Below are 22,959 nucleotides of genomic sequence, written 5' to 3' on the forward strand. Positions count from 1 at the left end.
TGGCGGTTACCGGTCGTTACTGGTCGTAGGCGCCGGGCACGTTCTGATCCCAGTCGATGATCGACCCGGTGACCACGCCGCTGCGCGAGCTGAGCAGGAAGACGATCGCGTCGGCGATCTCGTCGGGCTGGCCGAGCTTGCCCATCGGCTGCGCGGCCTCCGCCTGCTCGAGCCAGGTGCTGTCGGCGTCGTGGAACGTCTGCTGCGTCACGGCCTCGCCGGGCGTCGCCGTCCAGCCGATGTTGAGCCCGTTGATGCGAATGCGGTCGAAGCGGTGCGCGAACGCCGCGTTCTTGGTGAGCCCCGCGAGCCCCGCCTTCGAGGCGACGTAGGGGGCGAGGTAGGGCTGCCCACCGTGCATCGACATCGAGATGACGTTGAGGATCGTGCCCGGAGCCTTGCGGCTGCGCATGTCGGCCACCGCGCCCTGCATCGTCATGAACGGCACGGTGATGTTGAGGTGCAGGTGCTCGTCGAGCAGCTCGCGGGTGGTGTCGAGCAGCGTGCCGCGGCTGGTCGCACCGGCGGCATTGACGAGGCTATCGATGCGGCCGAAGCGGGCGATGGTGTCTGCGACGGCGCGCTCGGCCTCACCGGGCACGCTGAGGTCGGCGATGATCGCGATCGCGTCGAAGCCCGCGGTGCCGGCCACTGCGCCCTGCGTGCGAATCGCTTCGAGCGCGACCTCCGCCTTCTCGGCGATGCGGCCAACGATCGCGACGCCGGTCGCGCCCTCGCGTGCGGCCGCCTCGGCGACGGCACGGCCGAGGCCCTGTGTGCCGCCGGTGACGAGCAGAATCTTGTCTGCGAGCAACTGCTGCATGGTGGTGGTCCCCCTGGGTGTCGGTGTGGTCAGTCGGCGCTGTGCGACTCAGTCGGTGAGCGCGCCGGGGCGCAGCGGCAGACCGGTCGCCGTGTAGATGTCATCGATGAGCGCCATCGTGCGACGAGACCGCTCGAGACCTCGGGCATCGCGTTCACCGCTGCGCACGGCCGCGCGGATGCGCTGGAGCTGGTAGGTGTACGACGACACCGAGCCGAGTTGCTCGACGCGCTCTTCGACACCGGCGCCGGTGGTCGTGCGCACGATGAGTCGCCCGTCTTCTTGCGGTTTCACGAAGTTCGGCAGCACGACCTCGCCGAGGCTTCCGCTGACACGCAGACCGAAGTTCCAATCGGACTCCATGCTCGTGTGAATCGTCGCCGGCACGTCGCCGAGACGCAACTCTGCGACGACCGTGGCATCCAGCCGCGGGTCCGGGGCGTACGTCTCCGTTCGCGCGCCTGCGAGCGTGAGCTCCGGGCCGACCGGCAGCCCGGCCCCACCCAACGTATCGCCGAGCAGCAACAGTGCATTGATCGCGTAGCAGCCGAGATCCATGAGCGTGCCGCCGGCGAGGTCGAAGTTCCAGCGCGGGTCGTCGGCTCCGGGATCAGGCATGTCCATGTGCACGTCGATGGCCCGCACCTCGCCGATCGCGCCTGAGCGCACAAGGTCGATCAGTCGGTGCACCCCCGGGTGGTCGGCGTAGTGAAAGGCCTCCCAGGCCCAACCGGCAGAGCCCTCGAGCCGCGCTGCGACTCGATCGAACTCGGCGAGATTCGCCGCGAACGGCTTCTCGACGAGCACGTTGCGTCCGGCGTCGAGCGCACGCGCGGTCCACTCGGCGTGGAGCCCGTTGGGCAGGCCGATATAGATCAGGTCGAGACTGTCATCGGCGATGACCTGCTCGTAGGTGTCGGTGGCCGCTGTGAACCCCTTCTCAGCCGCGTACCGCTGGGCGCGCTCGGGATCCCGCGCTGCGACCACGGCCAACTCGTCACCGGTTTCGCCGGCCGCCTCGATGATCGAGAGATCGGCGATGCGCGAGGCACCAAGCGCGCCGATACGCAGCGGCCGCGCCGCATCGTGCGATTCGGGGGCGGTCATGCCGAGCCCTCCGCAGCCTCGCCGAAGGCGGCGCGCACGAACGCGACGCTGCGGCGCGCATTGTCGAGCGCTCGAGCCGCATCGTCGTCGTTCTCGACCACCGTGTCTTGCTCGAGCACGTACCAGCCGTCGTACCCGGCACCCTGCAGCGCCGAGAGGATCTCGCCGATGCGCGCATCGCCGTCGCCGAGCGCCTGATACATGCCCTGGCGCACGCCCTCGCGGTAATCGATCTCACCGGCGCGCACGCGGGCGGCGATGCTCAAGTTCACATCCTTCAAGTGCGCGTGCACGATGCGAGGGGCGTGCTGCTGCACGAATGCGACCGGATCGCCACCGCCGAGCGTGTAGTGCCCGGTGTCGAGGCAGAGCCCGATGCGCGAGCCCGCGACCACGCGCTCGACGGCCTCGGGAGCTTCGACCACGGTGCCGAGGTGCGGGTGCAGCGTCGCGACGACGCCGACCGCGGCGGCCGCATCGAGCGCGCGGTCGAGATTCGCAAGCAGCGTCTGCCACTCGGCATCGCTCAGCTCGGCCGCACCGTCGTACCCCTCCGCTCCCGTCACCGCTGAGAGCACCAGCGTGGATGCCCCGGCGGCGACGTACGCTTCGAGTTCGCGCTCGATGGCGGGCAGCGGATCCTGCGCGGCATCGTGCAGCACCACCGGGAAGAACCCGCCCACGGCCGCGAGCCCGGCAGCAGCCAGGGCCTCGGCCCGATCGGCGGGCGCGTCGGGCAGGAAGCCCTCGGGGCCGAACTCGGTTGCCGTAATGCCGAGCGACACCATCTCGCCGAGCACGCGTTCGCGCCCCAGCTGCAGGCCCCAATTCGGAACCTCGATGACCCCCCAGCTGATTGGGGCGGATGCGATGCGTGCGGTCATGGGCGACTCCTTCGTCGATTCAAATGGTGGTGTTGGAGGTGATCGAGCGCTTCGGCTCAGGCGCCGGCGGCCGTGGTGCCGGCGACGGGTGCGCTGGACTCCCAGGCGCGCGACTCGGCCGAGCGCTCGGCCGCGGTGACGACCTGCGCCGCCGACAGCGCGTCTTGGATGTTCGAGTTCAGCGCCTCGCGGCCGAGCACGGCCTGCAAGAACTTCTTGGCCTCGACGACTTTCAGGTCGTCGTAGCCCATCGAGGTGCCGGAACCGGGCTGGAAGCGACCGAAGTCGCCCATGCCGGGGCGCGCCATGACGCGGGTGTACCCCTGGTTCTCTGCGCCGAGGCCGCCCGAGAGGTGCAGCTCGTTCATGCGCTCGAAGTCCCAGTGCGCCGAGCCCTCGGTGCCGTAGACCTCGATGCCGTAGCTGGCGCGCGGGCCCACCGAGACGCGCGAAGCCTCGAGCGTGCCGACGGCGCCGGCCGCAGCCGCATCGTCTGAAAGACGCACGAGCATGCCGGCGTAGTCCTCGTTCTCGACCGGCTTCATCACCCCGTCCTCGATCACCGCGAAGTGCGTTCCGGTGCCCATGGGCAGCTCAGGGCGCTCGGTGTAGACGGTCGACGTGACCGCGCTGACCTCGCCGATCGGGCCGAGCGTGTACTGCACGAGGTCGACGAGGTGGCCCATGAGATCGCCCAGCACGCCGTTGCCGGCGAGGCCGCGCACGAAGCGCCACGAGAGGGCGCCGCGGGGGTCGGACGAGTAGTCGGCAAACATCTGGCCGCGCACGTTCGTGATGCGGCCAAGCTTGCCCTCGAGCACCAGTTCGCGGAGGTACTCGATGGCGGGCGCGTGGCGGTAGTTGAAGCCGATCGAGCTGACGACGCCCGCGTCTGCGGCTGCCTCGGCCACCTCGCGGGTCTCGTGCTCGCCGCGGCCGACGGGCTTCTCGATCCAGAAGTGCTTGCCGGCCTTTGCCGCTGCGATGCCGATTTCGGCGTGCAAGAAGTTGGGCGCGCAGATCGATACGACGTCGACCTCGGGGTCGTTCAAGACCTCGTGGTAGTCGGCCGAGGCGCGCTCGTAGCCGAGCACCTGCACGGCCTCTTCAGCGCGGGCGGGCGCCGGATCGGCGGCGTGCACTAGACGCGGCTTGATGCCCAGGTCAGCGTAGGCGTACTTCAGGTTGGCGTACGCGCGGCTGTGCAGCTGGCCCATCCACCCGACGCTGATGAGGCCGACGCCGATTTCGGTCGTGCCGTCTGCAAGAGTCCGCATAGTCGTTCGCTTCCGTCTTCATGGTGCTGAGCACCGTTGCTCGATGTCTGATGTGTTGCTCACAACGTGGCCCCTCTCGAATTCGCCCGGAAATCCGCGCGGAATCCAATGGAAATGGACCGGTCCAAATTGTACGTACATGGGAGAACGGATGTCAATGCGGCGCGCGGCCGATCCTGCGCCTTGCCCGCCGACCGCGCTCGTCAGCCGGCCCAGACTATGGCTCGCTCCGCCCCGCCCCATCGTGAGCGTGGGACGAAACCGTGAGTGTGAGGCGAGACCGTGAGTGTGAGGCGAAACCGTGAGTGTGAGGCGAAATCCGGCTCACATTCACGCATAACCCTCACACTCACGCCGGACCGACCGAATCGTTCAACGTGCCAGCGACACGCCCCGCAGCACGAACACCAGCAGGCCAAGCCCCGCGAGCACGAGCGTGCCGACCGGCAGCCATGCTGCGCCGAATCCGGCAAGCAGGCCGGCACCGGCGAGCGAGCCGATGAAGCTGCCGAGGTTCGCGGTGCCCGACGGCATCGACGAGGCGAGGCGCGGAAAGCGCCGCAGCTCGTCGAGGAACAGCACCTGCGCGGCCGGGCTGCCCCCACCCAGCAGCACGCCGATGAGCAGCACACCCGCAGCTGCCCCGACCGCGCCGACCCCGGGCACCAGCAGCAGGGCTCCACCGGCGACGCCGATCAGCGCCACGGCGAGGAAGGTGGGGGCGGCCGCGCGATCCGCCACCCACCCGGCCCCGAAGTTGCCGAGGTTCATACCGACACCGAATGCCAGCATCGCGAGCGCTGGGGTCAGGATCACCCGATCGCCCTGCACCTCGGCGACCACCGGTGCAACGTACGTCACTACGGCGAATCCACCCGACGCGACAAGCACCGCCGCGGTCGCGGTGAACCACAACCGGCGACCGCCGAATCGTCTCCCACCCACCGAAGCGCCCGATCCACCCGCGGCGAGCGGCGCCGGCGCGAGCGGCACGATCAGCAGTGCGACCACCGGCACCCCGAACAGCACGGCGCACGCCCCGATCACGAGTCGCCACGACGCGAACTCGCCGAACGCCGTCAGCACGGGCACCCCGAGCAGGGTCGCCACCGCGAGCCCACCGTGCACAATCGCGGCGCCCCGCCCGTACTTCTGCGACCCGAGCAGGTGCGCCGTCGCCATCGCCCCGACACCGATGAAGCTCGCATGGGTGAGCGCAGCGAGAAAGCGCAGCACCAGCGCGATGCCGAGCGTCGGGGCGAGAGCGGTGAGCACGGTCCAGAACAGCATGCTGCCGGCACAGGCGAGCAGCGCACCGCGCTCCGAGAGTCGCCGAATGAGCAGCGGAGTCACCAGCATGCCGACGACCACGCCGAGTGCGTACGCCGACGCGAGCCCGCCGGTCGCCCCGAGCGACGCATCCGGGTGCTCGGCGAATGTCTCAGGCAGCAGGTCGCTCGCGATGCGCGGCAACAGGCCCATCACGATGAATTCGCTGACACCGATCCCGAACCCGCCGCTCACCAGCGCGGCGATCAGCACCACGGCCCCGATACGACCGGGCCCGCTCACACGGTTCGCGTGCATTCGCGACTCCTCACTTCGGCATTTCCGACCGCGGGCCGCGGGCCGCCGCCTGCACCATGAGTACCCCCTTATACACCGAGTGACCGCCCCAAGAATGTCTCGGGGCGGTCACTCGTGATGAGCGCGGTCACTCGGAAGTGCGGCTCAGCGGTGTTACGCGGTATAGCTCAGCGGCGCGTTCCGCCATCACCCTCGTCGTCTTCGTCATCCTCGTACTCGCCGGGGATCACGCTGACGGCTTCCGTGACGCTCACCCGGCCAACTCCGGCTGCGGAGTCTTCCTGGATCTCGTCGCGGATGGTGCGCACGGTATCGGTCGAGGTGCCGACGTTGCGCAGCTCGTGCACGAGCTGCTCGAGCTCGGCGCCACCGGCCATCAGACCGGTCAGCTCTTCGAGCGTGATGTCTGACTTCTCGTGGTAGCCGATGCTCTGGCCGCGCTTCAGCAGCAGGAATCGGTCACCGACCGGGTACGCGTGGTGCGGGTTGTGCGTGATGAAGATCACGCCGAGACCGCGGTCGCGCGCCTGGATGATGTAGCGGAGCACGACACCCGACTGCTTCACGCCGAGGGCGGCGGTCGGCTCATCGAGAATCAGCACCTTCGCGCCGAAGTACACCGCGCGAGCAATGGCGACGCACTGACGCTCACCACCTGAGAGGGTGCCGATCGGCTGGTCGACGTCGCGCAGATCGATGCCCATGTCGAGCAGCTCCTGCTTCGCCGTCTTCCGCATGAAGTCGACGTCGAGGCGCTTGAACGGCCCCCACCCCTTCGTCTGCTCGGAGCCGAGGAAGAAGTTGCGCCACACCGGCATGAGCGGTGCGACCGCGAGATCCTGGTACACCGTGGCGATGCCGCGGTTCAGGGCCTCGCGCGGCGAGTTGAACTTCACCGGGTCGCCCTCGACGAGGTACTCACCGGCGGTGTGCTGATGCAGGCCGGCGATGATCTTGATGAGCGTGGACTTGCCGGCGCCGTTGTCGCCGAGCACGCACATCACCTCGCCCGAGCCCACCTTGAGGCTGACATCGCGCAGGGCGATGATGTTGCCGTATCGCTTCTCGGCGTCACGGAGCTCGACGAGCGGGCCCGTGACCTGCGACGGCGCTACTGCCGTCTCGGTTGCTGTGGCGTTCACTTTTTCCCTCCTCGGGCGGCTCGACGCTGCAGGGTGAAGTTCAGCACGGTCGCGCCCAGAAGCATTGCACCGAGGAAGAACTTCAGCCAGTCCGGGTTCCACTCGGCGTACACGACACCCTTGAGAGCCATGCCGTAGATGAGTGCGCCGATCGCGCCGCCGATCGCCGAACCGTAGCCGCCGGTCATGAGGCAGCCGCCGACGACGGCCGCGATGATGTAGAGGAACTCGTTGCCGATGCCCTCACCCGACTGCACCGTCTTGAAGGCGAAGAGCTGGTGCATGCCCAGCAGCCACGCGCAGAAGCTGACGCCCATGTAGAGGCCGATCTTCGTCTTCACGACGGGCACGCCCACGGCGCGTGCCGCATCCGGGGCGCCGCCCGAGGAGAAGATCCAGTTACCCACGCGAGTGCGCTGCAGAATCCAGGTCGCCATGAGCACGAGGATGATCCAGTAGAACACCGTGATCTTGACGTTGACGCCGAAGACCGGAATGTCTGAAGCGAAGACCGCCTCTGCCGAGGCGAACCCGGGCCACTCGGCGATCGACGGAGCGGCGACGCCGCCCGTCAACGCGCGAGTGACACCGAGGTTCAACCCCGTCAGCATGAAGAAGGTCGCCAGAGTGATGATGAAGCTCGAGAGCTTCGTCTTCGTCAACAGCCACCCGTTCAGCAAACCGACCAGCAGCGAGAACACGAGGCCGACAATCGCACCGACCCAGACGTTCCCCCCGAACCAGTACATGAACAGGGACGAGGAGAGCGCTGCCGAGATGACGCCGACACCTGCCGACAGGTCGACCTCGCCGCCGATCATCAGGAGCGATACGCCCACCGCCATGATGCCGACCGTGGACGCTCCGTAGAGGATCGTCGCGATCGAGCTGGGCTGGGTGAACTGCGGAGCGACGACGGCGAACATGATCGCGAGGACCAGTGCGGCTGCGGTGGCGCCCGCCTCGGGCTTGGTGAAGAACCTGGTGAACAGGTTGCCCGAGGCGACGCGCTCGTCGAATTTAGGAGCTGTTGCTGTACTCATGGATACGACCTTCCGGTTCGACCCTTTCGTTACTCTGCGGCCTCGTCGTCGCCGCCCTCGAACTGGGCTGCGACGCTCGATGCGTTGTCTGCGTTGATGACGGTCGGTCCGGTCAGCACGGCCTGGCCGCCACCGAGCACGTAACCGCCCTCCTTGTAGAGGCGCACGGCCTCGACCGAGGAGTAGCCCTGCACAAATGGCTGCTGGTCGATACCGAAGAGGATCGTGCCATCGTTGATGCCCTTGTAGACGTCAGCGTTCAGGTCGGTGGTGGCGAGCGTTGCGCTCGATCCGGCGTCCTTGATCGAATCCAGCGCGGTCATCGCGAAGGGAGCACCGAGGGTGAGCACGGCGTCGATGTCCTTGTTGGTCTGCAGCTTCGACGTGATGGTCGACGCGACGTTCGTCATGTCGGTGCCCTGCACGTACAGCACCTCAGAGGTGCCCTCGAAGGTGTCGGCGAGGCCCTCGCAGCGAGCTTCGAGGCCGACGTGGCCCTGCTCCTGGATGACACAGATGGCCTTCTTCAGACCCGCTTCGTTGAACTGCTCGCCCGCGGCCTGACCGGCGATGAACTCGTTCTGGCCGAAGTGGGCCAGCACGCCCAGATCCTTGTAGTCGTTCTCACCGGCGTTGATGCTGAAGACTGGAATGCCCGCGTCAACGGCCTTCTTGACCTCGCCGGCCATGGCGTCCGCCTTGGCCAGCGTGACGACGATGCCGTCGACCTTCTGGTCGACTGCCTGCTGCACGAGCTGCGCCTGGCGAGCTCCGTCAGGATCCGAGCTGTAGAGCAGCTCGACGTTGTTGCGCTCTGCCGCGTTCTCGGCGCCGGCGCGGATCGTGTCCCAGAAGGTGTCGCCCGGAGCTGCGTGGGTGATGAGGGCGACCTTGATCTCGTCCTCTTCCACACCGCCGCCACCCGCTGCGGCGCCGCCCGCTCCTGCCGGCGATCCGCAGGCTGCGAGCATGAGGGCGCCCGCCGCTGCGATACCGGCAAGTCCGAACTTCGACCAACGCCCGAAACGTGATTTCAACATAGTTTCACTCCATCGTGTTATTGAACTAATGTCGTTACAAAGCTGATGCTTTGCGATTACAGTACCGTAACTTCCGCATTCAAGCATCACTTGCGGTAAAGGTTGGATAACGACCTGCAAGGGTGTCCCCCACAGCCTCCGCCGCCATCCGCACCGTGGCGCGCAGTGCGGCCGCGGAAAATCCAGAGGTGTGCGGACTCAGCAGCACGTCGGTGCGCCCGGCGAGCGGGTGATCCCGCACCGGCTCGTCCGCGAACACATCGAGCCCCACCCCGCCGAGCACACCGGTGTCGAGTGCGTCGACCAGCGTCTCGGTCGACACGAGATCGGCGCGGGCACAGTTGACGAGCACCAGACCCGGCTTCGCGGTGCGCAGGATCGCCGGAGGCAGCAGTTCCCCGCCGCCACCGGGCAGGTGCAGCGTCAAGGCATCCGCCCGGCGCACCGCGTCTTCGAGCGAGACATTCTCGGCGTCCTCAGCCGTCACAAACGGGTCGTGCACCACGATCTCCATGCCGAACGCACGACCGAACCCCGCGATGATGCGGCCGATGCGACCGTAGCCGAGGATCGCGAGCGTGAGCCCGTGCAGATCGCCGGCAGGCGGCACCGGCTCGCGACCCCACTCGTTCGCCGAAACATAGCGATTCGATTCGCCGAGGCCCTTCACGAGCGACGCGATCATCGCGAACGCCCCCTCAGCGACCGCGCGACTGTTGCTGCCCGGGGTGATCGCCACCGGAATGCCGCGCTCGTGCGCTGCGGCGACGTCGACGTGGTCGACCCCGACGCCGGTGCGCGCGATCACCCGCAGCCTCGGCATGCGGTCGAGCGCTGCACGGTCGAGCCGATACGCGGCGCGCACGATTGCTCCCTCGGCGATGGCCAGGTCGCCCGCCGACGGGTCGGGTACGAAGATCGCGTCGTCGGGCAGATACGGCACCACGTGCTCGGGCGCCACCGGGCCCAGCGCGACGACGACGGGTCGATCGGCGTCGGCCCGCGCGGACTCGGCACGAGAGGCCGCGCCGACACTCGCACTCGCACTCACGAGATCGCCTCGCGATCCACTCCGAGCCCGTTCGGGATCGCTCCGCGCACCGTCGCCGCGAGCAGCGTCGCATCCGAACCAATGGCCACGAAGCCGAACCCGCGGGCGAGGTAGGCCTCGGCGCCGGCACGGTCATTGGTCAAGATGCCGGCGACTTTGCCATGCGTGCGGCAGGCGGCGATCACCGCGTCGAGCGCCTCTTGGAACACCGGGGCGTCGTACTGGCGCGGCACGCCGAGCGCGTAGCTCAGATCCTGCGGTCCGATGAAGAGCACGTCGGCGCCGTCGAGCGCGGCGATCGCGTCGAGCTCGCGCATCGCGCCCGCGGTCTCGATCTGCACCACTCCCACCGCGCGGTCGTTCGCCGCGTCGATGGCTCCGAAGTCGCGACCCCAACGAGCAGCGCGGTTGTAGCTCGCCACCCCGCGGTCTCCCTCGGGCGGGTAGAGCCGGTGCCGCAGGGCGTCTGCCGCCTCGGCCGCGCTCGAAATGCGCGGCAGCATGACACCGGCGGCGCCCGCGTCGAGCACGCGCCCGATGCGAATGCGATCCGGCTGCTCGATGCGCACCAGCGTCGCCACCCCGTAGCCGCCCGCTGCCGCCGCGATCGCACCGACCTGATGCTCGTCGCCGCCGCCGTGCTCGAGGTCGACGAGCAGCCAGTCGAGACCGGCCGACGCGCACACCTCGGCCGCAGTCACCGAGCCGAGCCCGATGAACGTGCCGACCGTCGGCTCGCCGGCGAGAAAGCGCTCACGGAGCGCCCAGTCGGGAGTGAGCGGGCTCGATCCTGCCCCGATCTGCTTGCCGCTCTGCTGCGCCCCGCTCACCTGCGCCCCACTCATCCGTGCCACCGCTGTTCGGCCAGGCCCGCACCGTACTCGACGAGCTTCTCAGACGTATCGACGTGTTCCCAGACCTCGGCGGGCGAGACATCCCACCACACCTCCGACGACGGCAGGTCGGCGTGCGGAATCGTGGGCACGACGATCACGACCGGGCCGCGCACTCCGCGCGTCTCATTGAGCGCAGCGCGCACCTCGGCAGGTGTCTCGGCCGCGCGCACCTCGGCGCCGAGGCCCGCGGCGATCTGCGCGAGGTCGATGCGCAGGTAGTCGCCCTCGAGGCGGCCCGCGTCGGCACCGGCGAGCGATCCGCCCGCCTCGCGGTACCGGAACTCGTTGCCGAAGTGCTCGCCCGTGCGCCACATCTGCAGGCGGCGGATCACCTGGTAGCCGTGATTCTCGGAGATGACGACGGTGAAGGGGATGCCCTCTTGCGCGGCCGTGACGATCTCGGTCGGCATCATGACGAACGTGCCGTCACCGATGAACGCGGTCACGCGGTGCTCGGGGTCGGGGTCGGCGAGGCGCACGCCCATCGCGGCGGGCAGTTCGTAGCCCATGCATGAGAACCCGAACTCGAGGTGCGCGTGGCGCCCCTCGGTCGCGTCCCACACCTTCTGCAGGTCGCCGGGAGGGCCGCCGGCCGCCGCGACGATCGTGTCGCCGGGGCGCGCGTGCTGCTGCAGCAAGCCGATGAGCTGCCCCTGCGTGAGCGTCGCGCCGGTGTCGGGCAGCTCGGGGTGCTCCTCGCGCGGAAAGCGGGTGTCGGCGTCGAGCGCCGCATCGCGCACCGGCAGCCAGGCGTCGCGCGCGGCGACCACGTCGGCGCCCCAGGCCTCGGGCACCCGGTACCCGTCGAGCGCTGCGGCGAGCGCCTCGAGCGCGAGCTTCGCGTCGGCGATCACCGCGGTCGCGCCCTGCTTCACGGCGTCGTGCTCGACGACGTTGATCGACGCGAAGCGCACGTCGGGGTTCGCGAAGATCGACTGCGAGGCGGTCGCAAAGTCGGTGAGGCGCGTGCCGATGTGCACGATCAGGTCGGCGCGCTCGGCTAGGCCGTTGGTGGTGGGGGATCCCTCAAGCCCGATGCCGAACACGCTCCAGGGGCCGTCGGCGGTCACCGCCCCCTTGCCCGCGAAGGTCTCGCTGATGGGCAGGTGCGTCTGCGTGCCGAGTTCGGTGAGCACCGCGGTCGCGTCTGAGTAGTGCACGCCGCCGCCCGCGATGATCAACGGGCGATCGGCGCTGCGGATCAGCTCCGCAACCTGTGCGACCTCGGCGACATCGGGGACGCGGCGGCGGATCACCCAGTCGCGCTCCGCGAAGAACTCCACGGGGTAGTCGTACGCGTGCGACTGCACATCTTGCGGCAGCGCGAGCACCACGGCACCCGTCTCCTCGGGATTCGCCAGCACGCGGAACGCCTGCGGCAGCGCGGTGAGCAGCTGCTCGGGTCGGGTGATGCGATCGAAGAAGCGCGAGACGGGGCGGAACGTGTCGTTCGCGGTCACGTCGGGGGTGCCGGGCAGGTCGAGCTGCTGCAGCACGGGGCCCTGTCGACGGGTCGCATACGTGTCGCCCGGCAGCAGGAGCAGCGGAATGCGATTCACCGTCGCGAGCGCCGCGGCGGTGACGAGGTTCGTCGCGCCCGGGCCGACCGACGCGGTGACCGCGAGCGTGCGGCGACGCTTCGACGCCTTCGCGAAACCGGTCGCGAGATGGCCGAGCGCCTGCTCGTTGCGGCCCTGCACGAAGGGCAGGCGATCCGCGTGCTCGGCGAGCGCTTGGCCGAGGCCCGCAACGTTGCCGTGGCCGAAGATGCCGAGCGCGGCGGGCACGAAGCGCTGGCGCACGCCGTCGGCGACCGAGTACTGCGATGCGATGTATCGCACGATCGCCTGCGCGACCGTGAGCCGGACGGTCTGACCGGAGGTTCCCTGGACCATGTGTGCTGCTCCTTTGCGAGCCGGGGTGGGGTGATGCGGTAGGTGAATCTGTGGTGTTCTTGATTGTGCGGGTGCCGGGTTGGTGGGGTGGCGGTTCGGCGGGTTGGGGGATCGGCGGGTACTGGGCCGTCGCGGGTGATGCGGTGCGGCGGCCCCGATCCCGCGCCGCTAGCCGTGGATGATGACGGTCTTCACCTCGGTCATCTCCTCGACGGTCGAGCGCACGCCCTCCTTGCCGTAACCGCTCGCCTTGAGCCCGCCGTAGGGCATCAGGTCGGCGCGCCACAGCGGCGTCCAGCCGAGGTGCACGCTGCCGGCGTCGATCTCGCGCATCGCCCGCACGCCCTCGCTGAGCGTGCCGCCGAAGACGCCCGCCGCGAGCCCGTACGGCGTGCCGTTCGCGGCGTCGATGGCGGCGTCGAAGCTGTCGACCGTGGTCACGGCGACGGCGGGGCCGAAGAGCTCTTCTTGTGCGAACGCCTGGCGGGTGTCGACGCCCGTGACGATCGCGGGCGACACGAAGGCGCCCTCGCGCTCGCCGCCCGTGAGCAGCGTCGCGCCGTCATCGACCGCGCGGGCGATGCTCTGCGCGACGCGCTCGGCTTCGCGCTCGGCGACGAGCGGCCCCAGCGTCGTGCCCTCGGCGAGCGGATCACCCATACGAATCGCCTCGACCTTCGGGCGCAACGCGTCGAGGAAGTCGGCCTCGACATCGCGGTGCACGATCACGCGCTGCACCGAGATGCACACCTGACCGGCGTTCACGTATCCGCCTGCGGCGACGGCTGCCGCCGCTTTCTCAATGTCGGCGCCGGGCAAGATGACGGTCGGCGACGAAGCGCCCAGCTCGAGCGAGAGCTTCTTCACGCCGGCGAGGCTCGCGATGCGCTCCCCCACCCCGGTCGACCCCGTGAACGAGATCTTGCGCACACGCGGATCGCGCACGAGCGCGTCGCCGATCGGGCCGCCCGGGCCGGTCAGCACCGAGATCACGCCCTCGGGCACCCCCGCCTCGACGAAGATGCTCGCGAGCGCGAGCGCCGTGAGCGGGGTGGCGCTCGCCGGCTTGAGAATGACCGCGTTGCCGGCGGCCAGGGCCGGGCCAACCTTGTGCAGCACCAGCAACGCGGGGTAGTTGAACGGGGTGATCGCAACGACGATGCCGACGGGCTGGCGCAGTGTGAAACCGACCTTGTCTTGGCCTGTGCCGGGGTTCGCGTCAAGCGGCAGGCTGTCGCCGTACAGCTGCGTGCCCTCGTGTGCCGCGAGGCGGATCAGCGCGCCCGAACGGCCGGCCTCGCCCTTCGCCTCGGCGAACGGCTTGCCGTTTTCGAGCGAGATGGTCGTCGCGAATTCTTCGGTGCGGGCATCTGCGAGCGCCGCGGCACGGAGCAGGATCGCCGCGCGTTCATGCGCCGGCGTGCGCCGCCACTGGGCTGCGCCTCTTGCTGCAGCTTCGATGGCGTCGTCAGCGTCTTGCGCCGTGGCGAGGGCCACCTCGCCCACGATGCTGCCGTCGAACGGGCTCCGGATCGCCGCGCGCTTGCCGTCGCGCGCTTCGCGCCACTCGCCGCCGAGCAGCAGTCCGTAGCTGCGGGTGGTGTGCGTCTCGTGCGAGGTGCTGGGCTGGTGCGCGGAGCCGGCCGCGAGTGTCGTGCCCGTCTGGGGCGCCGTGCCCGCCGGTGCTGCCTCTGCTCGGACTGCCTGCGCGCTGCCCGCCGGTACTGTCTGATCGCCCATGATCGCCTCTCATCGTGCCGCTTCATCTTTGATTTGGACCGGTCCAAATTGTACGCACAACGTTTCGCGGAGGTCAAGCGCATGTTTCGGGGCGGTGCCGCGCTTGGCGCGGACGACGGCACTCCGCGAGCCACCTCCCACCTCGCGAATCACCGTCGCCATGCGCGACCGCGGCGGTGACTCACGACCCCGGCGGTAATTCGCGACCGCGGCGGTCACTCGCGGGCCACGGAGGTCACTCGCGGCCGGCGCATCATACGCCGAACGCCCCCTTTTTCGCCGAGACCCTCCGATCTGCACGCACACAAAGACAGCCCTCGGCGAGAAAGGGAGCGTTCGGCTGAGGAATGACGGGCCGCAGAGGCTGGAGGGCCGCAAGGGCAGGAGGGCCCCAAGGCAGAAGGGCGGCGGGCAACCACCCGCGCATGGCACCATGGGAGCGTGAGCACCCCTGAGCCGGCCTCCCGCCCCACCATGCGCGATGTCGCCGAGCGCGTCGGCATGTCGCGGCAGCTCGTCTCGATCGTGCTTCGCGGTGCTCCGGGCGCCAGTGAGGCGTCGCGCGAGCGCATCCTGGCTGCCGCCCGCGAGATCGGCTACCACCCCGACGACTCCGCCCGAATGCTGCGCCGTCGCCGCAGCGGGCAACTCGGTGTGCTCTTCACGATGCGCCAGCCGTTCGAGGTCGACCTCGTCGACGCGCTGTACCGCCACGCCGCGCAACACGGTTACACCCTGGCGTTGGGCACCATGGGCGAGCACCGCGACCTCGAGCCCGCACTCGCGGGGCTGATGCGTCAGCGCATCGAAGCGCTCATCGTGCTCGACTCGGGAGCCGGCATCGACAGGAGTGCGAGTTCGCGCACGAACGTGCTCACCGATCTGCCGCCCGGAATCCCCACGCTGCTGCTCGGCGGGCCGACCTCACCCGAACCCCACGACCGTGTCGATGTCGAAAATGAGCGCGGGATCGCACTTGCCATCGACCATCTCATCGCGCAAGGACACACCGCGATTGCGTACGTGGGGTCGGAGACCGGCCCCAACTCTGCGTCGCGGCTGCACGCCTACGAGTCGGTGATGGCGGCGGCGGGTCTGGAGGCGCGCGTGATCGACAGCGACCAGTCAGAACTCGGCGGGCACCGAGCCGCCCAGGCGCTGCTGTCGGTATCGCCGGCTGCCCCACGCCCGACTGCTCTCGTCTGCGTGAATGATCATTGTGCGATCGGGGTCATGCATTCTCTGGTGCGGGCGGGAGTTCGAGTGCCAGACGACGTTTCGATCATCGGATTCGACGACAGTACGGCTGCCGCGCTGCCGCATATAGATCTCACCTCGGTGCGCGCAGACACCGATCGTATGGCGCAGTTGGCCATCGAGACGGTGCATGCCAGGCTCACTGCGCCAGGCGGGGCACCCGCGATCCACCAGGTATCGCCGACGCTGACGGTGCGGGCGAGCACCGCGGCACCGCGCGGGCATTAGCGCGTCGTCGCACTCACGCCGAGGCGCGCACCACGAGCGTCGGCGGAATCAGGATTTCACCCGCGGTCGCCGATGCCTCGCCCGACACCGCAGCCTCCAGCGCATCGAGCAGCGCCTCCGCCGCTTCGCGCCCGATGCGACGGTTGTCAGGGTCGACGCTGGTGAGCGAGATGCGCGGGATCGCCGAGAGTGTCGTGTCGTCGTAGCCGGCGACGCGGCACCCGCTCGGCACCGCAATGCCGGCCGCTTCGAGTGCCGTGATGACGCCGATCGCGGTGAGGTCGTTGACCGCGATGATCGCCTCGGGCAGGTGGTCGGCGGCGAGCAGTCGCTCCACCGCCCGGCGCGCGCCCGCCTCGGTGAAGTCGGCGCGCTCGACCCAGGCGCGCGCACCGAACTCACGGCGCTCGACCGCGGCGCGAAACGCCGCTTCGCGCGAGGCCGACACGGTGCCGCCGTCGCCGCCGATGAACGCGATGCGCGAGACGCCCTGACCGACGAGGTGGTCGACGACGAGGTCGAGCCCCGCCACATCGTCGGTGCGCACGGTCGCGACAACGTCGGCAGTGGCGTCGATCGCGCTGGCCACGACGGTGGGCATCGCGGCGGTGAGCCCGGCCAGTTCGGTGAACTCGGGAATGGTGCCGACGGTGATGAGGCCCGACGGGCGCAGATCGCGGAGCACGTCGAGGTTGTCGCGATCCAGTACCGTGCCACCCGCGCCGTCGTCGACCTGCGCGCTCACGATCATCGTGCGTTTCCCCGCCTCGGCGAGCCGCGCCTTCGCGGCACCCACGATCTCGGCGAAGAGCGGATTGTGCAGGTTCGAGACGAGAATCGCGACGATGTCGCGGCGCCCTGACGAGAGTGACTGGGCAACGAGGTTGGGGCGGTAGCCGAGCTGCGCGGCGGCGTGCAGCACGCGCAGTCGACGCTCCTCGCTGACGTTGTCGCCGCCGGTGAACACGAGCGAGACGAGCGACTTCGAGACGCCCGCGACACGGGCGACGTCGCGAATCGTCGGCGGGCGCGCAGGTGCGGTCGGGCCGCTCTCGGGTGCCCTCGTCTGCTCAGTCATCGACCCTCCTCGCGTCCCGTTCATCTTAGGGGTCGGGTGGCGAGGAGGGTCGTGCTGAAGGTCGCGAGGGTGACCGCGGTGCCGGATCGCCTACGCGGCGCCACCCGCACCGAACGCGGCGGTGAACGCGTCGAGAGCGGCCTCGGGATCGCCGCTCGCCCAGGCCTCCATGCCGATCACCCCGTCGTATCCGAGGTCGCGGAGTGCCCGAGCCACGGCTTCGTAGCGAATCTCGCCCGTGCCCGGCTCGCAGCGCCCCGGTACGTCGGCGACCTGGATCTCGCCGATCCAGGGCTGCGCCTCCCGCACCAGTTCGACGAGGTTCCCCTCACCGATCTGCGCGTGATAGAGGTCGAGGTTCAGGCGCAGGTTGGGGTGGTCGACCGCCCGCACGAGCGCGAGCGTGTCGGCGGCACGGGCGAACGGGGTGCCCGGGTGGTCAACCGCGAGGTTGAGGTTTTCGAGCACGAAGGTGCGCCCGGCCGCCCTGCCGAGTTCGGCGACCTGACGCAGCGTCTCGGCCGCGTGCACCCAGTCGGCGCCGGTCACGTACTCGTGCGGCACGACCGGCAGGCCGCCCTCGCCCAGGCCGGTTCCGTGCAGGTTCAGGCGCGGCGAGTCGATGATCTCTGCGGCCGCGAGCGATTCACGCGCGGTGGCGAGCAATTCGCGACGGCCGTCGGCGGTGGTCAGGTCTCCGCGCAGATACCCCGTCATCGATGAGAACTCGGCTCCGGTGGCGGCGAGCGCCGCGAGGTCTTTCGTGCTCCAGTCCCAGATCTCTACGAGCAGCCCGCGCTCGTGGATGCGCTGCACGCGCTCCACGAACGGAAGGTCGACGAAGAGCATTTCTGCGCACGCGGCGAGGCGATAGGTCATGCGGCGATCCTGCGCTCGAACCGTGGCGTTCAGAGCTCGACCGCGACCGCGACGCCGGTTTCGGCGGATCGCTGCGCGGCATCGGCGAGGATCAGCGCGGCCCGCCCGTCGGCGAAGGTCGGGCTGGTCGACGCTTCTCCGCGCACGAGCCGCACGAACTCTTCGAGCTCGGCGGAGTACGCCTCGGCGTAGCGCTCCAAGAAGAACTCGGGGTACGCGGGCCGAGCCTCGACCGCGTCGGCCGTCGACACCACCACCGTGTTGGTCTGCGGGTTGCCGACCTGCAGCATGCCGCGCGCACCGAACGCCTCGATGCGCTGGTCGTAGCCGACCGCGCTGTGGCGCGAGTTCACGATGGTGATGACGGCGCCGCTCTGCGTGCGCAACGTCGCAACAGCGGTGTCGAAGTCGCCGTGTTCGCGGGCGCCCGGGTCGAAGGTGCGCGTGCCGGTTGCCGTGACCGAGACGATCGCGTCGTCGCCGGCGAAGAAGCGCGCCATGTCGAAGTCGTGAATGGTCATGTCGCGGAAGATGCCGCCCGAGATGCCGACGTAGTCGGCGGGCGGGGCTGCGGGATCGCGGCTGATGATGATCAGCTGCTCCAGATTGCCGATCTCGCCGGCGTACACCCGCGCGCGAGCGGCGCCGTGGTTCGGGTCGAAGCGGCGGTTGAAGCCGAGCGCGACCGGCACGCCGGCTTCGGCAACGAGCGGGCTGAGGGCGTCGACGCGCGCGATGTCGAGGTCGATCGGCTTCTCGCAGAGCACCGGCAGGCCCGCGCGCACCGAGGCCTCGATGAGATCGACGTGCGTGGGGGTCGGAGAGGCGATGAGCACCGCGTCGATCTCACCCGAGGCGATCAGCGCCTCGGCCGACTCGGTGGCAGTGGCGCTGTAGCGTTCGGCGATGCTGCGTGCGCCGTCGACGAACGGGTCGGCGACCCACGCGAGCGTGGCGTTCGGCGACGCTGCGATGCTGGCTGCGTGCACCTGGCCGATGCGGCCGGTGCCGATGAGTCCGAAGCGAACGGGGGTCTGCGTCATTGCGGTGGTCCCTTGCGATGGGGTGCTGGCCCTGCGTCGGCGTCGGGTGTCGGGCGCCAGGTACTAGCACGAGCTAATTTGATGTGACAAAGCGAGTGTAGCGCCTCAACCGCGGCCGCGAAACCGCAGCGTCATGGGCGCGTCACGGTCACGTCATCGGCGAGATCTGCGGTCGCCCGGGCAAGGGGTCGTCGCCGCGAGCCAGGCAACGGCGATGAACCCTGGAAGCACCGCCAGGTCGATGTCCGCGAGCTTGTTGACCACACCATCGAAAGCCCCCACATGACCGGAGCGGCAGCGGAATCTCACCCTACTCGCGGGCGACTGCGGCGGTCGAGGCCCGAATCACGAGCTGGGGGGCGAAGATGCGCGATCCGGCACCCGATGCCGCAGAGCCGCCCCGACCCGTTCTGCCCACCCCGAGTTCTGCAAGCAGCACCTCGCCAGCGGCTTCACCGAGCTCGCGCGGATCGCCGCTCATCGTCGACAGAGCCACGATGCCGTATGCCGCGAGCGGCGAGTCGTCGTATCCGATCACCGAGAGGTCTTCCGGCACCACAAGCCCGGCATCGTAGGCGGCTCCCATCACACCGACCGCCATCGGATCGTTGACCGCGAAGACGGCGGTGGGGGCATCAGCGCCGGTCGCGCCATCACGCCGCCGGGCAGTGAACAGTTCGACGGCTGCATCACGGGCCTCGCGCTCCGAGGTCTCAGTCGCCGTGACCACGTGCACCGCGTGGCCGCCCTGCGCCATCGCCTCCCGGTACCCCCGCTCTCGCGCGGCGGCGCTGGCACCCGGGCCACTGACGCAGGCGATGCGCCGATGTCCGAGCTCGAGCAGATGCAGGGTCGCCAGTCGCCCCCCTTCGACCTCGTCACTCGCAATGACGGGCAGTTCGGGCGCCTCGAGCGCACGAGTGCCGAGGATCACCGCGGGCACGCCGGCCCGCGCAACCGCCGCGGCACTGGCCTCACCGGCGAGCACGATGCCGTCGACGCGGAGCGCGCGGAAGGCATCGATCGGGTCGACGCCGAGGTGAGCGTTGAGCCGCGCATCGGCCACACTGAGCGCGTACCCGCCAGGCTCAAGCGCTGCTCGCAGCCCGGCCAGCGCCTCGACGAACCACAGGTTGGCGAAGTCGTCGATGACGACGCCGATACTGCGGGTCCGCGTGCCGGCCAGGCCCGCTGCCAGGCGACTCGGCGTGTAGTCGAGCTCGGCCACCGCTGCGAGCACGGCCGACCGCTTCTCGTCGCTCACCTTCGGGGAATCGCGCAGCACCAGCGAGACGAGCGACTTCGATACCCCGGCGCGCTCGGCGACGTCGTAGATCGTCGGACGTCGCATGCGAGCGCCTTTCAGTCGGGGTGCAGTCGTTTGGAGCGCGCCGCGGGCGGGCCAGGAGCCCCCGAGAGGCGGTGCCCTGCATACGTGCGCTGCCCCAGACTACGGCAGCCTCGAGCCCCCCGCGCGCCGTATTGACAGGACATGAAACCAGGGTTACCGTAATTCCGATTGGAGCGCTCCAACACTAACAGCGCTCACGTTCTCGCAGCAATGAAGCCCCTCGAAAGGAACCTCGTGAACGCATCCATCGGCGTCGCCGTCATCGGAGCCGGCATGGCCGGCAAAGCCCACGCCGCCGCGTACCGTGCAGCCTCCACCCTCTACTCCCCCGTGCTGCCCGAGATCCGCCTCGTCGCCATCGGCGACGTCTTTGCGCCGCTCGGTGAAGAGACCGCGAAGCGATTCGGATTCGAGCGGCACGTCGCCGACTGGCGCGACATCGCCGCGGCCGACGACATCGACGTGGTGAGCGTTGTCGTCGCCAACTCCCTGCACCGCGAGATTGTCGAGGGCTTGCTCGCCGCCGGCAAGCATGTGCTCTGCGAGAAGCCGCTCAGCGACACGATCGAAGACGCGCGCGCCATGGCCGACGTCGCACGCGCCGCCGACGCGACGGGCACGATCGCGCGCATCGGCTTCAGCTACCTCCGCGCCCCGGGCATCGCCTTCCTGCGCAAACTCATCGACGACGGGCGTCTTGGCGACGTACAGCACTTCTCGGGCCGCTACTGGACCGACTACGGCTGCCGCCCCGATGCGCCCATCAGCTGGCGCTACCAGGGTCCGGCCGGCTCCGGCGCGCTCGGCGACGTGGGCAGCCACCTGAGCTACGTGGCCGAGTACCTCTGCGGCCCCGTACGCGAGGTCTCGGGGGGCCGCTTCCACACCGCGATCACCGAGCGCCCGAAGCCGCTCGGCCAGGTCGTCGGCCACAGCCGCGGCAACGTCAGCGACGAGACCGCTCCCGTCACCAACGACGACTACGCCACATTCAACGCCGAGTTCGCGCACTGCGTCGGCACGATCGAGGTGTCACGAGTCGCCGCCGGGCACCCGAACGACATCTACCTCGAGGTCTTCGGCTCGCGCGGCGCGGCTCGCTGGTCGCAGACCAACCCCGCACAGGTCGAGGTCATGCTGCACGACGAGCAAGCCGATGTCGCCGGCTACCGCACCATTCCGCTCGGCCCGGCGCACCCGCACTACGCGGGCGGCTGGGCGATGGACGCCCCCGGCGTCGGCATCGGCCAGAACGACCTGTTCGTGCACCAGGCGCGCGCGTTCCTCGAAGAGGTCGCCGGCATCCCCGCCGCCGAATCGCTGCCGCGCTGCAAGAGCTTCGACGACGGCGTGCACAACATGGAGTTTCTCGCGGCCGTCGCAGAGTCGGCAGCCCACGGCGGCGCAGCGGTCGCGGTCCGCTGATCCCGCACACCCCGAACTTGACAACCCCAGAAACGAGCGCTCCCATGAAACTCGGCGTCTACAACGCAATTCTCCACGACCGCACGCTGCCCGAGGCCATCGAGGTCGTCCGCGACCTCGGCCTCACCGGCATCGAGCTCAACTCGGGCGGATTCCTGCCGTCCCTGCACATCCCCACCTTCGACCAGATCCTCGAATCCGACGCTGCACGCGACGACTTCCTCGGCCTCTTTGACGGCACCGGGGTCTCCATCGCCGGCCTCAACTGCAACGGCAATCCGTTGCACCCGAAGGCCGCCATCGGCGATGCGCACGCAGGTGACGTGCGGCGGTCGATCCAGCTCGCCGAGCGGTTGGGGCAGGATCGCGTGGTCACCATGTCGGGACTGCCCGGGGGCGAGCCCGGCGCCACCGTGGTCAACTGGGTGGTCAACGCCTGGAACTCGGCAGCACTCGACGTGCTCGACTACCAGTGGGAGGTCGCCGCGAAGTTCTGGCGCGAGACCGACCGCTTCGCCGCCGAGCACGGCGTCAAAGTCGCCCTTGAGCTGCACCCGCAGAACCTCGTCTTCAACTCCGCCGACGTGCACAAGCTCATTGAGCTGACCGGCGCGACGCACGTCGGTGTCGAACTCGATGCCTCGCACCTGTTCTGGCAGCAGATGGACCCGGTCGCCGTCGTGCGCCACCTCGGTGAGCTCGTGTTCCACGCCGCGGCGAAAGACGTACGCGTGAACCCCGAGTGGGCCGCGCTCAACGGCGTGCTCGACAACTCCTTCCGCCGCCTCGGCGCCGACGAACCACGCACCAACCTGGGCGGCGACGAGTGGGCCAACGAGTGGCCGAAGCGGTCGGCGTGGGATTTCGTGGCGCTCGGCAAGGGGCACGACACCGCGTTCTGGACCGAGTTCCTGCGCGCGATCCACGAGGTCGACCCCCAGATGTGGGTCAACATCGAGCACGAAGACCTGTCGCTCGGCCGCATCGAAGGGCTTGAGGTCGCGGCGAAGGTGCTGCGCGACGCCGACGCGGCGCTGCAGGCCTCGCTGTAGCGGGGCTCTGAGCCGCCTCGTGCGGCTCCGCCCCATCTCTCTGGCAGCGGGGTCACTTTCGGAGGGTGCGGCATGGCCGACACCCTCCGAAAGTGACCCCGCTCGAATCGCGGGCGAGGCGGGGCGGAGCCACGGGCAACATAGTCGCGGACGGGGTGGCG

The 22,959-nt window shown here is 69.4% G+C and carries 19 protein-coding genes; 3 read left to right on the forward strand and 16 right to left on the reverse strand.

The genetic code is table 11. The features are described from left to right. Window positions 1-16: 16 nt before the first annotated feature. The 12 genes from ACZF5Y_RS15950 to ACZF5Y_RS16005 all read right to left on the reverse strand — a co-directional run bounded on the left by ACZF5Y_RS15950 (window position 17) and on the right by ACZF5Y_RS16005 (window position 14,485). A complete protein-coding gene (locus ACZF5Y_RS15950) occupies window positions 17-823 on the reverse strand; it encodes an SDR family oxidoreductase (RefSeq protein WP_497533706.1) in 807 nt (268 codons plus the stop codon). A gap of 48 nt (window positions 824-871) precedes the next feature. Beyond that, complete coding sequence (locus ACZF5Y_RS15955) at window positions 872-1,930, reverse strand: Gfo/Idh/MocA family protein (protein ID WP_497533708.1); 1,059 nt, start codon at window positions 1,928-1,930, stop codon at window positions 872-874. Continuing rightward, window positions 1,927-2,814, reverse strand: a complete 888-nt coding sequence (locus ACZF5Y_RS15960) for a sugar phosphate isomerase/epimerase family protein (RefSeq protein WP_497533709.1) — start codon at window positions 2,812-2,814, stop codon at window positions 1,927-1,929. Before ACZF5Y_RS15960 ends, ACZF5Y_RS15955 begins: the two co-directional genes overlap by 4 nt. Before the next feature lie 56 nt (window positions 2,815-2,870). Continuing rightward, window positions 2,871-4,091, reverse strand: a complete 1,221-nt coding sequence (locus ACZF5Y_RS15965) for a Gfo/Idh/MocA family protein (RefSeq protein WP_497533710.1) — start codon at window positions 4,089-4,091, stop codon at window positions 2,871-2,873. A 372-nt stretch (window positions 4,092-4,463) separates the two neighbouring features. Continuing rightward, window positions 4,464-5,678, reverse strand: a complete 1,215-nt coding sequence (locus ACZF5Y_RS15970) for an MFS transporter (protein WP_497533711.1) — start codon at window positions 5,676-5,678, stop codon at window positions 4,464-4,466. A 167-nt stretch (window positions 5,679-5,845) separates the two neighbouring features. Further along, a complete protein-coding gene (locus ACZF5Y_RS15975; protein ID WP_497533712.1) occupies window positions 5,846-6,820 on the reverse strand; it encodes an ATP-binding cassette domain-containing protein in 975 nt (324 codons plus the stop codon). Then, window positions 6,817-7,863, reverse strand: coding sequence for an ABC transporter permease (locus tag ACZF5Y_RS15980; protein WP_497533555.1), 1,047 nt, complete (start codon window positions 7,861-7,863; stop codon window positions 6,817-6,819). Before ACZF5Y_RS15980 ends, ACZF5Y_RS15975 begins: the two co-directional genes overlap by 4 nt. A gap of 29 nt (window positions 7,864-7,892) precedes the next feature. Next, a complete protein-coding gene (locus ACZF5Y_RS15985) occupies window positions 7,893-8,903 on the reverse strand; it encodes a sugar ABC transporter substrate-binding protein (protein WP_497533713.1) in 1,011 nt (336 codons plus the stop codon). A 79-nt stretch (window positions 8,904-8,982) separates the two neighbouring features. After that, window positions 8,983-9,954, reverse strand: coding sequence for a 2-hydroxyacid dehydrogenase (locus ACZF5Y_RS15990; protein WP_497533714.1), 972 nt, complete (start codon window positions 9,952-9,954; stop codon window positions 8,983-8,985). Then, window positions 9,951-10,799, reverse strand: coding sequence for an HpcH/HpaI aldolase family protein (locus ACZF5Y_RS15995; RefSeq protein ID WP_497533715.1), 849 nt, complete (start codon window positions 10,797-10,799; stop codon window positions 9,951-9,953). The genes ACZF5Y_RS15990 and ACZF5Y_RS15995 overlap by 4 nt, the downstream gene beginning before the upstream one ends. After that, window positions 10,796-12,745, reverse strand: a complete 1,950-nt coding sequence (gene iolD / locus ACZF5Y_RS16000) for a 3D-(3,5/4)-trihydroxycyclohexane-1,2-dione acylhydrolase (decyclizing) (protein ID WP_497533716.1) — start codon at window positions 12,743-12,745, stop codon at window positions 10,796-10,798. The genes ACZF5Y_RS15995 and iolD overlap by 4 nt, the downstream gene beginning before the upstream one ends. Window positions 12,746-12,913: 168 nt before the next feature. After that, entirely contained in the window at window positions 12,914-14,485 is a 1,572-nt protein-coding gene (locus tag ACZF5Y_RS16005; protein ID WP_497533717.1) for an aldehyde dehydrogenase family protein, read from the reverse strand. A 441-nt stretch (window positions 14,486-14,926) separates the two neighbouring features. Between ACZF5Y_RS16005 and ACZF5Y_RS16010 the strand changes: the two genes are divergently transcribed. Further along, the gene (locus tag ACZF5Y_RS16010; protein ID WP_497533718.1) at window positions 14,927-15,970 is read left to right on the forward strand and encodes a LacI family DNA-binding transcriptional regulator; all 1,044 of its coding nucleotides are present in this window, start codon (window positions 14,927-14,929) and stop codon (window positions 15,968-15,970) included. Between the two features lie 13 nt (window positions 15,971-15,983). Here ACZF5Y_RS16010 and ACZF5Y_RS16015 read toward each other — a convergent pair whose 3' ends face one another. The 4 genes from ACZF5Y_RS16015 to ACZF5Y_RS16030 form a co-directional block, all read right to left on the reverse strand. Next, window positions 15,984-17,048: a LacI family DNA-binding transcriptional regulator gene (locus ACZF5Y_RS16015; RefSeq protein WP_497533719.1), complete on the reverse strand. Its 1,065-nt coding sequence runs from the start codon at window positions 17,046-17,048 to the stop codon at window positions 15,984-15,986. A 90-nt stretch (window positions 17,049-17,138) separates the two neighbouring features. Next, on the reverse strand, window positions 17,139-17,927 hold the full coding sequence (locus ACZF5Y_RS16020; protein ID WP_497533720.1) for a TIM barrel protein: 789 nt from the start codon (window positions 17,925-17,927) through the stop codon (window positions 17,139-17,141). Window positions 17,928-17,956: 29 nt separating this feature from the next. Next, window positions 17,957-18,970: an inositol 2-dehydrogenase gene (gene iolG / locus ACZF5Y_RS16025; RefSeq protein ID WP_497533721.1), complete on the reverse strand. Its 1,014-nt coding sequence runs from the start codon at window positions 18,968-18,970 to the stop codon at window positions 17,957-17,959. A gap of 310 nt (window positions 18,971-19,280) precedes the next feature. Continuing rightward, window positions 19,281-20,321 carry a LacI family DNA-binding transcriptional regulator gene (locus ACZF5Y_RS16030; protein ID WP_497533722.1) on the reverse strand — a complete coding sequence of 347 codons (1,041 nt, stop codon included), beginning with the start codon at window positions 20,319-20,321 and terminating at the stop codon, window positions 19,281-19,283. A 234-nt stretch (window positions 20,322-20,555) separates the two neighbouring features. Here ACZF5Y_RS16030 and ACZF5Y_RS16035 point away from each other — a divergent pair, with 234 nt between their 5' ends. Continuing rightward, window positions 20,556-21,746, forward strand: a complete 1,191-nt coding sequence (locus tag ACZF5Y_RS16035; protein ID WP_497533723.1) for a Gfo/Idh/MocA family protein — start codon at window positions 20,556-20,558, stop codon at window positions 21,744-21,746. 44 nt (window positions 21,747-21,790) lie between these two features. Further along, entirely contained in the window at window positions 21,791-22,798 is a 1,008-nt protein-coding gene (locus tag ACZF5Y_RS16040) for a sugar phosphate isomerase/epimerase family protein (protein WP_497533724.1), read from the forward strand. Window positions 22,799-22,959 lie beyond the last annotated feature (161 nt).

This window comes from Leucobacter sp. WKLB1 (genome assembly GCF_059696215.1).